At 33.1% G+C, this 16,225-nt stretch carries 12 protein-coding genes; 3 read left to right on the forward strand and 9 right to left on the reverse strand.

From position 1 onward, the window contains the following. Positions 1-160 precede the first annotated feature (160 nt). Positions 161-1,228, forward strand: a complete 1,068-nt coding sequence (locus tag OZP12_RS07745; protein ID WP_281229035.1) for a hypothetical protein — start codon at positions 161-163, stop codon at positions 1,226-1,228. An 11-nt stretch (positions 1,229-1,239) separates the two neighbouring features. Here the strand turns inward: OZP12_RS07745 and OZP12_RS07750 are convergent, their stop codons facing one another. Continuing rightward, positions 1,240-1,479 (reverse strand): DUF1660 family phage protein, encoded by a 240-nt coding sequence (locus OZP12_RS07750; protein ID WP_281228465.1) that lies wholly within the window; start codon positions 1,477-1,479, stop codon positions 1,240-1,242. 313 nt (positions 1,480-1,792) lie between these two features. On the opposite strand from OZP12_RS07750, the gene OZP12_RS07755 reads away from it, so the two are divergent. Then, on the forward strand, positions 1,793-2,653 hold the full coding sequence (locus tag OZP12_RS07755; RefSeq protein WP_281228466.1) for a hypothetical protein: 861 nt from the start codon (positions 1,793-1,795) through the stop codon (positions 2,651-2,653). Between the two features lie 78 nt (positions 2,654-2,731). Here OZP12_RS07755 and OZP12_RS07760 read toward each other — a convergent pair whose 3' ends face one another. Next, positions 2,732-6,466: a metallophosphoesterase gene (locus tag OZP12_RS07760; RefSeq protein ID WP_281228467.1), complete on the reverse strand. Its 3,735-nt coding sequence runs from the start codon at positions 6,464-6,466 to the stop codon at positions 2,732-2,734. 26 nt (positions 6,467-6,492) lie between these two features. On the opposite strand from OZP12_RS07760, the gene OZP12_RS07765 reads away from it, so the two are divergent. Further along, on the forward strand, positions 6,493-7,677 hold the full coding sequence (locus OZP12_RS07765; RefSeq protein WP_281228468.1) for a Pycsar system effector family protein: 1,185 nt from the start codon (positions 6,493-6,495) through the stop codon (positions 7,675-7,677). Positions 7,678-7,696: 19 nt separating this feature from the next. Here OZP12_RS07765 and OZP12_RS07770 read toward each other — a convergent pair whose 3' ends face one another. The 7 genes from OZP12_RS07770 to gloA2 all read right to left on the reverse strand — a co-directional run bounded on the left by OZP12_RS07770 (position 7,697) and on the right by gloA2 (position 16,181). Next, positions 7,697-10,066, reverse strand: a complete 2,370-nt coding sequence (locus OZP12_RS07770) for a GAF domain-containing protein (RefSeq protein WP_281228469.1) — start codon at positions 10,064-10,066, stop codon at positions 7,697-7,699. A 159-nt stretch (positions 10,067-10,225) separates the two neighbouring features. Beyond that, on the reverse strand, positions 10,226-11,284 hold the full coding sequence (locus tag OZP12_RS07775; protein ID WP_281228470.1) for a nucleoid-associated protein: 1,059 nt from the start codon (positions 11,282-11,284) through the stop codon (positions 10,226-10,228). Between the two features lie 91 nt (positions 11,285-11,375). Further along, positions 11,376-11,918, reverse strand: coding sequence for an IS1096 element passenger TnpR family protein (locus OZP12_RS07780; RefSeq protein ID WP_281228471.1), 543 nt, complete (start codon positions 11,916-11,918; stop codon positions 11,376-11,378). A gap of 98 nt (positions 11,919-12,016) precedes the next feature. Then, positions 12,017-13,174, reverse strand: a complete 1,158-nt coding sequence (locus OZP12_RS07785) for a hypothetical protein (protein WP_281228472.1) — start codon at positions 13,172-13,174, stop codon at positions 12,017-12,019. 317 nt (positions 13,175-13,491) lie between these two features. Then, positions 13,492-14,088, reverse strand: coding sequence for an HPP family protein (locus OZP12_RS07790; protein ID WP_281228473.1), 597 nt, complete (start codon positions 14,086-14,088; stop codon positions 13,492-13,494). Positions 14,089-14,102: 14 nt separating this feature from the next. Then, a complete protein-coding gene (locus tag OZP12_RS07795) occupies positions 14,103-15,386 on the reverse strand; it encodes a chloride channel protein (protein WP_281228474.1) in 1,284 nt (427 codons plus the stop codon). Positions 15,387-15,791: 405 nt separating this feature from the next. Further along, entirely contained in the window at positions 15,792-16,181 is a 390-nt protein-coding gene (gene gloA2, locus OZP12_RS07800; protein WP_281228475.1) for an SMU1112c/YaeR family gloxylase I-like metalloprotein, read from the reverse strand. Between the last annotated feature and the right edge of the window lie 44 nt (positions 16,182-16,225).

The following is a 16,225-nucleotide window of genomic DNA, read 5'->3' on the forward strand; positions in this document are numbered from 1 at the left end:
TTGTTACTTTGGTACTGAAATATTTTCTTTTAATCAGTTTGTAGCTAAGAAACAAAAAATGGTTTGATTGATAAAAATCAAATTTATTTATTGATTTTAAAAGTAAAACAACTTGAATAAACAACCGTATTAGCTTAAATTTGTGGCAAATCTATCTGAAATGAGCGAAGAGCAGTTAATGTTTTTTAAAAAGCCGTGTTATCCCATAAATAATTCCTTGATGAATTATTTGGAAAGGTTTGATCTAGTGTCGAAAGAGCCTGTAGTTTATGAAGATCTTTTGCGGTTTTCGGGAGCGATTAGTGTTTTTGACAAAAACGATCAGGATACCTTGTGGGTTAGGGTATATTATAATGAATTTGAAAGGGAAGAAATAGATTTTAATCTTAAAAAAGTTTATTCTTTATTGTATTCAGACGGAAAGACCGATATCCTGCAATACCTCAATGTCGATGCAATTGACTATTGTACTTTTGGAAATTCAAAGCCGTTCCGAATCAAAGTAAGAAACATTCTGAACGACAACTATACTTATTTTTATATCAAAAAAGCTGATGCATCAAGGGTTTACGGTTTAGAATTGGAACACCTTCTTTCGCCTTACAAAATCAGCTTCTTGGTATTTAAAGATACTTTAATAGAAGAGCATATTACTGGAATTCCAGGAGATGTTTTCATGCAAACTTTATTGCATAAATGTTCCGAAACCGAAAAAGCGCAAATAGCCAAAGAATTTGTTAAGTTTAACGAACGGTGTATGATTCGTTTGTTGGGTGATATGCGTTCGTACAACTATGTAGTCATTCCAATTCACGATTTTGATCAGGTAGTCTATAAAATAAGACCAATAGATTTTGACCAGCAATGTTATGAAGGAAATTTCAAAGTGTACAGACCACAGTTTTTCAAGGAAAATTATCCGATGATTCTGAATATAAAGAATAAACTTCAGGAGCGGTCTATAGAACAATACAAAAATGAAGAACGGTCAGCATTGGCAAAACGAATCAATACTGCCGAAAATAGAATCAAGATTTTGATGAAAATTATGGGTAATGACAATATTTCTACAGATGAGAATTTGAGTCAGCTGAAAGTAGAATTGTATCGTTATACAAACGATATAAATTTTAAAAATGCAAAATCGATGGGGAATGTATTGAGCGCTGCTTTTGAATTTGTTACACGAAATTTCAACGCTACCAATTTATTTAGACCGGGATTTTAGTAAAAATGGTATTATATAGAAGAAAATTTCTTTCTATTATAATTCAATAAAGTTTCATTTATTTCTTTTAACTGGGGAGTCAGAAATGTTTTTCTGTCTTGTAAATCATTAGTTAATTCTACCTGACAGTTAGTACATTTATATTCTTTAAAATGTCCTGTTACGTTTCTGACAGTCACTATTTTGTGTCCAAAAATGGAGCAGGCAGTTTTTTTGTCAACAAATTTTGACATGAATTCTAAAAAGCTCATAGTGTGTGGATTATAATTTTTAACAAACGTATAATAAATACACTTATTATTCAAATAAACCCGATGAAATACACGCTTTTTTTTAGTAAGAAGTGTAAATCTTACAATAATGTTATTTTTGACAAAATCTATAGTGTTTATTGTTTAAAAAAATATACAACCATCTAAGTAGATGATAATTGTGTTTTATATAAAAGAAATATTGTAAACGAATTTTAGCTTTGAGCTTTTTGAACTTGTCAGTTGAATAGGTTTATGAAAATTAAAAAGCTTAAATTGCTTTATATTCATGTTTTTAAAAAAAATAATCGATATGAAAAAGTTATTTTTAGTTGCAGTTTCTATTGCTTTGTTAGCATGTCAGGAGCAATCCAATACTAATTTAAAAACGCTTTATCCGCTTCCGAAGAAATTAAAGGAAGTTTCAGGAATAACCTATTTTCCGGAGGCAAATATAATTTATACATTGGAAGACAGTGGTAATAAAAATGCAATTTATGCGATTAATTCCGAAGGGAAACTGGCTAAAACAATAACAATTTCAAATGCTGAAAATGTTGATTGGGAAGATATTACCAAAGATAAAGCCGGGAATATTTATATTGGTGATTTTGGAAATAATGATAACGAACGCAAAGATTTGTGTATTTATAAAGTTGCCAAAAATCAATTGAATAAAGATTTGGCTGTAGCCGAATATAAAATTTCCTTTTCCTACCCTGAACAAACCGAATTTCCTCCAAAGAAAAAAGAACTATTTTATGATGTCGAAGGCTTTTTTGAGCAGGGAGGTTATTTTTACCTATTCACTAAAAATCGAAGCAAAGGTTTTGACGGAACTGCTTTTATTTACAAAGTTAAAAATGCGAGGGGAACACAGAAAGCAGTCAAAATAGGAACTTTTAAAACCTGTGACAATTACAATCATTGTGTTTTGACAAGCGCAACTATCAGCCCGGATGAGAAGAAAGTAGTGCTTTTGAGTCACGATAAAATTGTTGTGTTTAAAGATTTTAAAGGAGATTTATTTCATAAAGGAAAACAAACAGAAGTAAGTCTAAACCATTTTACGCAAAAAGAAGCCATCGTTTTCAAAGACAATAGCACATTACTTATCGCTGACGAAAAAACGAATAAAGTAGGAGGAAAGGTTTATGAGTTTCGTCTTAAATGAGTTACTAAGTCTCTAAGATACTAAGTTGCTAAGAAAAGGACTTAGAATCTCAGAGTCTTAGTAGCTTAGAAACTTGGATTAAAAACTATACGCCGCTCCAAAAATAACTCGTCCTGCTTCGTCAGGAGATTGGAAATAAGAGATACGGGCAGTTATGAGATTAATTGTATTTAGCCATAATCCGCCACCATAATCTTGATGCCATTTTTTAGAATCTTCTCCCTGAAGCCAGACTCTTCCATAATCAAAACCGGCTAGAATTCCATAAGTCAGTGGGGCAATGGTATGACGAATTTTTCCAAGACTAAACCGTAAATCACTGCTTTGTGAGTAATAGGAATTTCCTAAAAAGCGTTCGTTTCTATAGCCGCGCAAGTCCAAATCACCGCCTAAACTAGCGCCCTGATAAAATTCGTAGTTATTATTTAAAACAGCTTTTCCTTTAAAAAGTGTTGCCAAAACTAATTTTCCGTTGTGGTCAATTTTATGGGTGAAAAGTAAATAACTTTCAACGGTTGGGAAATTTTGTTTGGAATCATCCAAATTAGTCAGCCATGATGCAGAAGCCATAAAAGTCATTCCAAGAGTTGGTTTCGAAGCAAAATCTGCATTTTTGAAAAGGTATTTCACTTTTGCTCCGCCAAAAACCTGACGGTCAAAAACGCTTGGGTTTATAATTCCCGGAGTATTTATGAATCGGCCTTCGGTTTCTTCGACTTCCATTTGTTGTAACATCGGCTGAAAACTAAATTCACCTCCATAGCGTCCAACATGTCTGATTGCCCCGGAAACATTGAATTTTTGAATACGAACCCGGTTGTAATCCATTCCAAATTCATCATCATGATTTTGAGTTTCATTTCCGTATCCAAAATAATTCATCGCAAAGTTAGGCGTCGTATATTGTGATTCCACGTCGATAACCCATTTCCCCAATAATCCGGGAAAATGCGCTTCATAATTGAATTCCAAACCACTAGTCGCAAAATAATAGGAACTGTTTAAAATATGCTTTTGTGTATAAGGATTCTGTTTGAAATTATTGACTGTATAATTTAAATTAAAGCCTACTTTGACGCCATCATCCGGATTATAGCCAATACTTGGAAATCCGGAAACAACATTATACTTAGGTTTTTGATAATTATATAAATTGACGTCATAGTCATCGGTAAGTTGAGTTTGGGTTTTAGAATCTAATTTATATGTATTTTCTTTTGATTTAAAATCGTAAACTATAACTTTTTTTCCGTTCTCAATGTTGTAAGTATCATTGTTTTGCCCGCCAATCAACCTGATTTTTATATTTGATTTTTGGTTTCCAATTACTTCAAAAGTATCATTGTCATCCAAGCCATAAATCCATAAATTTTTCGTTTTGGCATCGCTTACGTTTTTGGTATAAACTAAATCATCACCTTCTTTTTTGATTCTTAAAACCTTTATTTCGATGCTTTTTTTAGCATTATGACTGATAATGAATTTATCTTTTTTATCCGTTCCAACAATTATTACAGTGTGGCTTAGCGCATCAAAATATTCTGAAGCATATTTTTGAAGATCTTTTTTTCTGCTTTTTAATTTCTTTTTGATGTCTTCAATGGTTTCGTCTTGAACTTCTTTCGGCATGTTTTTAAAAGCATTGTCAATATCTTCGTCGGATAAATTTTCCTGAATAAATTGGGCTTCCGCAATCCAATCTTTTTCTTCTGTAGTTCTTAGCAAAGCTAAATCTAATGGGTACGGCTCTCTTTCCAACCATTTAACATTGTCTATTTTACTGTCAAAAGTTCGCATATGGCGAAGTGCAGGAATGTTCATTAAGAGCGATAATAAAGTTCCGTCGTATTTAGAAAAAGCTTGGTCGCGGTCTCGTGGAATGGGTTTGTAAACAATTTTGTCTCCTACCTTATATTCACCCCAACGCCATTGATCGCTGTGTCTGTCCCAATCGCCAATCAAAATGTCAAATAAACGCGCTTTTATATATTCTTTCTCATCGACCGAGTATTTCTCATCTTTATGAAGATTTTTCAGCATATCGTCTGTACTTATGATATCTGTTGGGTTTCCGAAATTTTTTGCATCCAAATGATTATCACTTGGGCGCTCTTCAACCATATACAATTCGTTTCCAAAATTTGAATTGAACTCTTTCAAACCCTCTTGTTTCGGAATATAATACAAAACCGGATTGGTATGTGAAATGCCCAATTGGTCGCACATGCTCGCAGTCACGAAAGGAGCATAAGGATGGGATGTTGTGTAAAAATCCAACAGAAAATTCTCTGTATATGTTTTCTCAAAATCATTTACAATATATTGATCCTTAAAAGCAACCGACTGCAAAAATTGAGTGGCATTTTTTTTCATGGCACGCAGTACGTATTCTCTCCCTTTTGAATCTGACATTCGTAATGAAGAAGATTGATGTCCTCCGCCTTCGCGAATGGGTTTCAGACCGCCCATCAAAGTATCCAAAGTGGCAGTTTTTACTTCAATCGGTACACTGTAGTATTTTCTATAATGTTTCCCAAATAAAAAATTATGGACAATACTTTTGCGGGTCATCTCGGGAGAATAAATGGAAGTCGTAATAGTTGATGGAAAGTTATTTGCAATTGAAGAAGACCAATTAAATTCCTTTGTTTTTATAATGTCATGTTCAAACAGTTTTTTTTCCTGATTGTTTTCATTTCCAAAGAAAGCGACTTTTGCATCACCGTTTTTGTATAATGTCAGTGTTGTGTAACCATTTCCTCCGTATGAAAAATCATTGGGATTAATTGCTCGCGCAGTTTCAGATTTTGAGCCGGCTCCACTAATGATTTGGTTGATGTTCTCGTTGTTGATGTATTGTAAATTATGGTCATGTCCAGAAACAACGATTACATTTTTATGCTTTTGAAGAAGTGTCTTAACTCGTTTTGCGTAAATCGTGTATTGTTTGTTTTGAATATCCTGCGAACTTGCACCCGATGTTTTTCTGACTAAATTGATAATCGAACCAATTACAGGCAGCGGAATTTTATTTTCTAAGGGATAGAGTTGCTTTTCCCATGAAAATTGCCCACCGTGTGAACCGTTGCTCATTAACGGGTGATGAACGGCAAGAATTACTGTTTTTTCTTGATTTTTATTTAAAATGCTTTCCAGTTCATTAAAAAAATCCTCTCTTGTTTTGATGTCACAATTGTCATTGATTGTGGGATGATTGTTCCAATCTTCCAAAAACCATTCACTGTCAATGGTTATTAAGGTTGTTGTTTTATTAATAGCTACATCTTCAATTGGGCAGGCTTTTCTAGGCAGAAATGCTTTTTTATCATTCAAATGTTTGGTTACGAAATCGGCTTGGCGTTCTAAACCTTTGATGCCGTTGTACCAATCATGATTCCCCGGAATCACAATTGTTTTTCCTTTAAATCCTTCTGCTAATTTTAATTGGTTCGTTAGTTTTTTTTCTGCCAATGCAACCTCAGAAGCATTTTTATTGCTAGGAAAGCCTTTTGGATAGATATTGTCGCCCAAAAACAGCAAAGTGGCTTTTTTGCTTGATTTTTTAAGTTTTTGGTGTAGTAATTCTAATGTTTGTTGTGCCTGTTCTTCATCGGCATTTCCGGCATCTCCAATTAAATAGAAAGTATGTGAAATCCCTAGGGTATCAGATGAACTGTATGTCTTGTTGGCGCTCACATCTTTTCCGTACTGCGCTTTATGCGTAGCGCAGGAATTAAGAATTACTGAGACAACTATTAGCAGGGAATAGTTTTTAATTTTGGCAATAAAATGGTTATCCAAAAACAATTTCATAATTTAGTGCTATAAAAATACTCTTTATGAATCTAGTAGAACAATCCGAAGATTTCATCAGTACATTACTCAAAGATAAACTTTCCAATTTATATTCTTACCATAATTTTAATCATACTTTGACTGTCGTAAATGCGGTTAAAGAGCTTTGCAAGAAAGAGGAAGTAAGCGATGACGATAAAAAGGCTCTTTTGGTTGCAGCTTGGTTTCATGATTCAGGTTACATTGATGGGTATGAAAATCACGAGGAAAAGAGCGTAAAAATTGCTGTAGATTTTTTAAAGGAAAAAGGGCAATCAGATGAATTTATAGCCAATGTATCAAATTTGATTTTGGCAACAGTCAAAGAACACGAACCCAAAACACATTTGGAAAAAATAATCAAAGACGCTGATTACGTTCATCTTATAAAAACTGAATATACCACAACTTGCGAATTATTGCGTTTAGAACTGAAAAACACAGGAATAGCAGCATTTTCAAATGCAGAGTGGACACGGGAAAATCTAAACTTTTTACTGAATAAACATCGTTTTTATACCGATTATGCAATAAAAAAATGGCAGCCATTGAAAGAGAAAAACTTGGTTCTTATTCAGAAAAAAATGAACAAACAGGAATTGAAAGCAGCCTCAGCACTTGAAGAAGAAAATAAAAAGAAAGAAAAAGTCGAAAAACCGGATCGTGGCATTGATACTTTGTTTCGAGTAACGTTGGGAAATCACACTCGATTGAGTGGCATAGCCGATAGCAAAGCCAATATTTTATTGTCAGTAAATGCAATTATTATCTCTATTGCTCTTTCTTCGATCATTCCGAAATTGGACAGTCCAAAAAACGCGCATTTGGTAATCCCTACTTTCATTATGCTGATGTCGAGCGTTATCACCATTATTTTCGCGATTCTTTCGACACGTCCAAAAGTGACTTCGGGATTTTTTACACGGGAAGATGTTGAAGACAAAAAAGTAAATTTGATGTTTTTTGGGAATTTCTATAAAATGTCTTTGGAAGAATATGATTGGGCAATGAACGAAATGATGAAAGACCGTGATTATTTGTATTCTACGATGATCAAAGACTTGTATTACCTCGGATTGGTGTTGCAGCGAAAATACAACTTGCTGCGAATTGCCTATAATATTTTTATGGTCGGGATAATCGTGACAGTGATTGCTTTTGTAATTGCCTTTAAAAGTCTTGGCTCTTAAAAACGAAGCTCAACTAAAACTAGTTGAGCTCGTCTAATAAATCTTGATAAGTAATCTTTTTGGTTGCAGGATTTACAGTATTGTTAATCACTTTTACACGAATCGCCCTCAAACCTGAAACTCCCTGAAGGTCTTCGACTTCGAATTGCTCGATTTCGGGTTCGAGTATTTTTTTATGTTGCAGGTATTTAATATATTTTAAGTATTCAGTTTCTTCGTTGTTTTGAGAATAAACAATCGTGATTTTTTCTTTTTCTGTAATTCGGTCTTTTGTTCCTTTTATATATGATTTGTCGATACGTTTTTTAATAACTTCATATCTTGCATTGTACGTTCCGTCAACATCAAATCGTTTTTCATCCATTCTAAAACGAATAGAAAGCGGTACACTGAAAACTAGAATTAACGATGTTACATCCAATTCGTAAGGAAGCGATTCTTTGAGTTGATGATGTTCCAATTCCATTTCACATAACGTTTGCAACTGCCATAAACGCAAGTTGTGCAGATACATTATATCAAAATGTTTGGTTGGCGAAATCGAAGCTCCAATGTATAAATTATGTTCGACACCATCTGTTTTAAATCGCTCGTAATAATGAGGATAAATTTGTTGTGCTTCGAGTTGTTTTTCATCTAAAATTGAGGCTAGTTTCTTGTTGATAATAGACATCGCATTATCAAATTTTTTTCTTTCCTGATAAAACAAACCTGATTTTTCATCCAAACTTTCAAAATACGATTCTTCTAATTTCTCGTTTTTGGCAAAGCCTTTCGTGTTTTTTAAAATAGGATGGATTTCCTCCTCAATATAGCGTTGAATATGTTGTTCGGTGTCGGCTTTTAGAGGGAATTTTAATTCGTTTCGAAAGGATTCCAATTCAAATTTTCTTTGCTCCAAAAGTACCATGTTTGCACTAGGGGTATGATTGTCAAAAATCTCCAAAAGTGCGTTGAGCTGATTTTTTAAATCTTTTTTGACAGTCTCGTTTCGGTGTTCAGTGGATCCTTTGATATCGATTTGACCATACAACGGATATACATTTTTAAAGACAATTTCTTTAAAAATATAATCTTTCGTATGATTGATATTTTGAAAATAATTTTGGGTTTCTTTTTTGAATTTCCAATAAACGCTTGGATGGATTGTAGTGTATTCACGCTGAATAATAGCTTCAATCTGATGTTGCATATCGGTATTATAACGATCGATAGTATCAGTTAAATACGGTAAAACTAATTCGAGTTTAGTGATATTGATGCTGTTTATATCTCTTGGATTTTCTGAAACTAATTCAACAACGCCCAATAAATTTCCATCTTTTATTACCGGAGCAAAAACACAGCTTTGAATATTTTGTCTTAGTAAATGTTCTCCAAGTTTTTTATTTGAAGATTCTTCTATAAATTTTTTAACATTTGAAATTACAAAAGGCTCTTTATTATGAAGCAAATTCTCAAAGGAACAGCCAAAAAAATCGTTTTTACATTCAACTTCCTGATCAGATGAAAGTAAAAAACTCTGCATCTGTTTATCAAATTTGATGGGCTTTATGAATTTTTCTTCTTCTGGATTATAGATGATGAAGCCAACTCTCAAACTCGGAATTTTAAAGATTGACCTGAAAATGTTTTCAATAATATCGTTAGATGCAACAGAATTGGTATTGGGTTTTAATAAGTTGCTTTTTAAATTTGAGATCGCACTTTCTATAGTGGCATCAAATAAGGAAACAATTCCAAAACCTTTTAAAATCCAGCTTTCTTTTGGGAATTTTGATTTCCAAAGTTCAATATCATCATAGTTGTCAATTAGTAAATCAATATCGTCTTGCGTCAAATGTATAGCGTTTTCAGTTGGTGTAATTTCAATGAAATCAGCATTGTACAAAATGCGATAGTGTTTTTCGATACCATTTTCATCAGGAATGTCGTAGAAAAAAGGTCTGTTAAAGTCAATGCGCTGTTTGTAATAACCGCTTAGAATTAAACAGCAGTTGGTTATATAGAACTGATGATCGTCAAAATCACGAATTTCCATGTAAAATTCATTACCTGCGTTACTCAAAATTTTCTTGAAACGCTCTGTATAATTGAAAGATACATTTTGAAACGGAATAGTAACAGCCTTGATTTCATTGTGAGTTAAAGCAGTTGGGAATAAATCAGCTAAAAGATTTTTAATTAAAGGTTCATTTTTTTTGATCAAAGAATAATCTCGGATTCCGGTTCTAAATTCCGGCAAAGTTTCTATTTCTTTTAGTAGTGCTTTGGCATAGTTTGATCTGTAATCAACGTTTGATAAAGCGATTTCTTCAAAAGATTCGATCAGTTTATGAAAGGAAATTATGGTTTGGAAAGGACTATCTTTATGTAAATGAGTATCCATCTTGATTTTTGATTTAAACTATAAAATTAGTGATAAATTAAGAACGTTTGACAATTTGTAATTTCTTTCGATTATAGTGATATAGATATTAATCCATAAAAAACGGCAGCTTCAAATGGGCTGCCGTTTTTTTGATAGGAAATTGAAATAGAATAAATTCTAGCTTTTTTGTTCTTTGTTGAAATAAACCAAATAGTAATACATCTGTTTTTCTTCGTCCCAACCTTTTTCAACAAATTTCTCTGCACTTTCCGGGTTGATGAAATCCATTTTAATTTGGATATGTGTGTCCAAGTTAATTACGTTTTTTATTGATTTTCTCGCATCACTTACCGCTGCATTGGCAATAGGGAATGAGGTTACATCTTCAATACTGTATTTCTCTCCTTTATCAACTTTGTAGTTTTTAAACTCCGGAATCAAATCAGGATTGTCCAATACTTCGTTCAAGAAATTGCTCTCTTCGAATTGATCGTTTTTTGCAAAATAATTCACCGAACGGTTCATGAACATTACTTCTTCCTTTTTGTCTTCGGCAGGGAAAACAACATCTTTGGCAAATCCTTGACAGAATTTCAAGTATTTTTTGGTGATAAAGTTTTCGTCCTCAAAAGCATCAACAGAAAGGAAATGCTCTAACCAATATCTAGCATCATAACGATTGCTGTCCACAGAAAGGATTTTGTAGCCTTCTTCTTTTTTGTAATTAAAAATAAGACAACCTTTGTCCATTTTGTTCAAACTCACACCGTGTTGAAGAATCATCTCTAGTTGCGTTCCTTTTTCCTCAAACTGTAAAAAGTCGGATTGGATTTCACTTTTGTAAATACCGATGGCGTCCACCACATTGTTGTCAATGTTCAAATTGGTCAAATACGTCACATAGACCTCACCGTTTTTGATGTGCGGATGGTTGGACTGTTCAAAAAGATGTTTGGTTATCTTTTTGGAAACATCATGCAACGAATTTGGATTAGCAAAAATTTCAGTCGCATATTTAAACATGTCATTGTAGTCCAAATCTACTTCGTGTGCAAACTGAAAGTAGTTTTCTTCCTTTTCTTTAAAAGGCTTAAAGAAAAACTCTTTCATCAAAGGCACAATTTCATCGCTCAATTTAAATGGTTCTTCCGATAAAAAAAGAGGCTCGTTACGGCTCATATTTCCCACACGGTGTATGGAAAGCGTCTCAATGTGCGTGTTGTATAAGTTGATCATTTTTTGTTTTTTAGATGATAGATGGAAGAGCCAAGAAAAAAGACGGAATTAAAGTCTTTACTCTTGGCTCTTTATTCTTATAGTCTTTTTGTTAATTCCAATTCTCCTCAAACCCGTAGTCTTCAAAGCTGTCGTCGCCTTCAAACATATCTAGGTCGTCTTCGTCCAAATCGTCTTCAAATTCACCGTAAATATCGTCGTGCATGCTATCGGCTTCAAAGTTTTTTTCAAGGGCTTCGGCCGGCATTTCGCCATGCGAAAATAAAGTTTCAGGATAGGTTGCGCCCACGTGCTCCTCTTCGATAGCAGCCAATTCTACTAAGAAAGTCCACATATTGATGAAATCGTAAACATAAATAATCTTAGTGTTTTCCTCGTCTAGTATGTCAGATAACTGATAGTCACTCATGATTTTTTGTTCACCCTGAACATCGCCTGTATCAAAAAGCGAAATTTCATCTTCCTGATTCCAAGTTTCATCACAAGTATAAAAAGAAGCTACTTCCATTCCGTCAAAACCAAATGAATTGAAAATAGCATTGTGTAAATCTTCTAAAGTATCTTCTGAAAGTATTGCTATGTCTCTGAAAATGTCTTCTTCTGCATCTAGAATGACTCTGAATTTATAAACCATAATCTTAATTTTTATTGAAGGAGCAAATGTAAAGCTTAATTTTAGAATTTAATTTATGAATTGGGTTTTGTTGAAAAGATTTTTGGTTATGTTATTCGTTATTTCATCACATTGTAATCTTTTATAGTTTTTATAACTAATGTTTCTACCATATCGTAACTCATCCCAAACTGTTTTTCTAAAACGGAATTAAAATTAGCTTTGTTAGAATTGTACAATTCCCAAATTCCTTTTTCACCCTGTTTTTCATACACAAGTTTACAAATCACGCCTCCAGTGACATATAAAATATTGTTGTCAAATTCGTTACGGAGTTTAAAAGTCATTATGTCTTCAATAGTAAGGTTGTTTTGTTTTTGAAATGTTTTTGAAACACCTTTTAGGGCTTCTTCAAAAGTTGTATTGCCTCCGGGGCCTGCTAACCAAGTAGCTAGACCTTCTGTAACAATCATTGGACATCCAGCATCACCATTTTTTGGAATAGGGAATAACATGTGAATAAATTCATGAGGAAAATAGGCCTTTCCATAAGTGGTAAAAATTTCTTTTGTAGAAGTAAATGTTTGACCACCTAAATAAGACATCCAATAATCAAAATTGTAGAGTTTACCCATTGCATCAGGATTTGGTAACAGATAATAAGTAAAAGGCTCTACTTTAACGTTAAATTGTTTTGCTATTTTTTCGCAAAAAACTACCGACTTAGCAGCTTCCTCTTTGTTGAAAACACAATCGGGATGAACTACATAATTAATGAATTTGTACTGATGTTTTTCCCATTTTTGGGTGTCATATAAGATTGTGTTTTCTAATTTAAATTCTCCTTTGTTATTTCTTACAGCATATAATTTGGTAATCCAATCTGGGGTATATTTATCATATTCTGCATCAGGACATTTTTGTTCAAAAATAGTTTTTATCTGATATCTGTTTATCGCAATACTATCAATTTGTAATATTTTAGGTGTATAGGAACTAAAATACTTAATTGAATTACTATAAACAAACATCAAATTGGAAGATCTGTCAGGTCTTAATTTATTTTTCACATAATATTTAGCTTCATCAACATTCCAATTTGGATTTTGATAAATACTATCAGGTCTTGAATTAAGGTAGTTTTTATACATATGATATACTTGTTTAATTGCAACCTTGGAAGTATCTACTCTGGCTGAAATATTTGGTGTAATGGTTTGTGCTTTAGAACTTATACTCGTTAAAATAATTAAAAGGAGCAATTGATATTTTTTCATTTGTTTAAAATTGATAATTCGTTGATAATATTTTAGCCTTATCCCTCAAAAAAAACTTTGCAAGTAGCGGCAAGTTTTGGGTTTCGGTAAGTTTGTTATTACTGAATGTAGTTTGAGTAAGAATTAAAAGAAAGAGTAACAAGGTTTTTTCATATGGGGGTTCTTTTAAAAGTGAGATAAGTTTTATCAAAAATAGAATTATAAATTTCAAATGCAACCATATTCAAACAAAAAATGCACAAAATTCACTAATAAATCTGTGAAAATTTGTGCAATTTGTTGAGAAATTTTGCTTTAAGGACTTCTTGTCTTTACGATCAAATTTTTATAGCTTTTGAAATCCTCTTTCTAAGCTGATGGTATTTTTTATGAGTTGGATAATATCTATTTGGAGTCATGTTGTTAAAAATCAATGCGGTAAAAAGCAAAATCAAAACACCTAACAGAACCGGCGAAAACACATACATATACCCTAAGGCCTTTATTTTGTCAGAACCAATGATGGCAATCAAAGCTGTCGCTCCTCCCGGTGGGTGCAGCGTTTTGGTTATCTGCATCAGAATAATGGCAAATGAAACGGCGAGGGGAGCGGCTATCCAAATAATATCCGGAATCAATTTATGAACGGTAACTCCAATTAAGGCCGAAATTAAATGTCCGCCAACCAAATTTCTAGGTTGCGAAAACGGACTTTGTATAATTCCATAAATCAATACACTCGACGCTCCAAAAGAACCAATCAGGTAAACCGCGTCATTTCCTTTAAAGTGGATGGATTGAATATAAGCAAGAATTCCAATACCAACAAACGAGCCTAAAAATGACCAAAATTGTTCTTTATAATCGACTAAAGTTTCTTTGTAAAGGATGTATTTTGTTTTGCGATAAGTTCGCTTTATTTTTTGAACAGGCATGAGGTAACTTTATTTTACTGAACGTGTTGTTTTACTAAACTTGGTGAGTAGGTATAAACGGTAAAAGGGTAAATCATTTTTGCGGTGTATTTAGAAATCAAACAAACCACCAAAATTGGTATAAATAGTGTGTAATTATTCGTCAATCCGCAGACAAGGAAAATAGAGGTAAAAGGAGCATGAATACTTGCACTAAGAACTGCTGCCATTCCGATGACGATAAAATTAAGCGGAATAACATTGGCTGAAAAATAAGTGTTTAAAACCATTGCAACCAATAGCCCTAAAAAAGCCCCAATAAAAAGACTCGGCGCAAAAACACCTCCGTCTCCTCCTGAAACGAGAGTTGCAGATGTGACAATAGGTTTTAGAACTAGGATTCCGATAAATGTTAAGACTAGCGAAAAGCTTAATTGCATTTCGTTTGGATTAGTGGTCAATTCTTTGATCGAATGATATCCTTCGCCGTAAAGTTGAGGGAATAGGAGCAAAGAGATGCTTAGAATACAAGAACCAATAATGATTTTATAATAATGGGTATCTATTTTTGAAAACTGATTTTTGAAAAATAGAACGCATCGGGTTAAATACACCGAGAAAAAACCCGCCAAAATTCCCAAAAGAATAAAATACGGGATTGCCTTCAAATACCAAGTGGTAATATTTACAATAAACAATGGTTTTTCGTCCAAGATGAAAATAAGTCCGAAAGCGGTAAGAACCGCGATCAAATTTGTGATTAAAAATGTCTTCGTTACTTTTCTTGAAATCACTTCCAAAGCAAAAAGAATCCCCGCAATTGGACTGCTGAACAAAGCGGTGATTCCTGCTGCAACTCCGGCACAAATTAATTCGGTTTTATATTCCTTGAAAACGTTTTGTTTTCTTTGGGCTACAGAACCAATTGTTGCCGATGCGACAACTGTGGATACTTCGATTCCTGTTGAACCTCCAAAAATTACGGTTAACAATCCATTGATGAAGTGGGACGAAATTTTATAATTGGGTAAATTCTGCGATTTGGAAGCAGTGCTTTCAAAGATTTCCTTAATTCCTTTGTTTTCTTTTTTCTTAAAAAGATATTCCCTCAGAAAGTAAATGACAGACAATCCAAATATTGGGAAAAAGATATAATACAAAGGATTTATCGTCGCCTGATGGGCAAATATTCCTTCATAATATTCAGTCAATCTTTTTAAGGCAATACCTAAAAATGCAGATAGAAAACCAATTAAAATAGATACAACAACTAATTTTTGCAGTTTTGTAAATTGAAAATTACGTACAGTTGGAATCATTTTCTTTTTTTTAACCGAATCGGTTGGATTAATTTTGATAAAAACGAACCTTTAAATTAGATAAAAATGTCCGTTTTAATTTTTGAGAATTACAAAATTAGATAAACAAAATCGGAAATGGTTAAAATCTCAATGATAATTGCCCTGTTTTGTGATTTTTTTAAGAAATGCATTTAGCAAAAAATAAACATATAAGTCATATAAGAGTATTAAAGTCTGATGTTTGACTCGAAAAAAATCTTTTGGATAAAAGAGCATATAAGAGTAAAAACTAAAGTTTAATAGTGTATTTATCTTTTATGGGCTAATTATTGAAGACAATACGAGTCTAAAGTGTTTGCCTTTGCTTACTTAAAAAACGTACATGACTTATATGGTGAAAATAGGAAATAGAGTTTAAAATGTTTATTTCTCATAAAACTCAATGGGAGTGTCATCCGGGTCAGCCATGAAGAAAAATTTCTTTTTGGTAAATTCATCAATACGAATTTCCTCAGCAGTGTAACCTTGTTCAATGATGTGTTTTCGGGTTTCCTGAATATCATCAACTTCAAAAGCCAAGTGACGTAATCCGGCAGCTTCCGGTCGGGAAACCCTTTTCGGCGGATTCGGGAATGAAAACAGTTCGATGATATAGTTTCCGTTAAGAGCTAAATCAAGTTTATAGGATTGTCGTTCTTCGCGGTAGATTTCTTGTGTGATTGTTAGTCCTAAAATCGAGGTATAAAAATGTTTTGATTTTTCATAATCGGAACAAATAATAGCGATGTGGTGAATTTTGTTTAATCTTATCATAAGTATATCATTGTTGATAATTTGGTATTTGGATTTAATGCTAA

The sequence above is a fragment of the Flavobacterium aquiphilum genome, from assembly GCF_027111335.1.
Lineage (GTDB): Bacteria > Bacteroidota > Bacteroidia > Flavobacteriales > Flavobacteriaceae > Flavobacterium > Flavobacterium aquiphilum.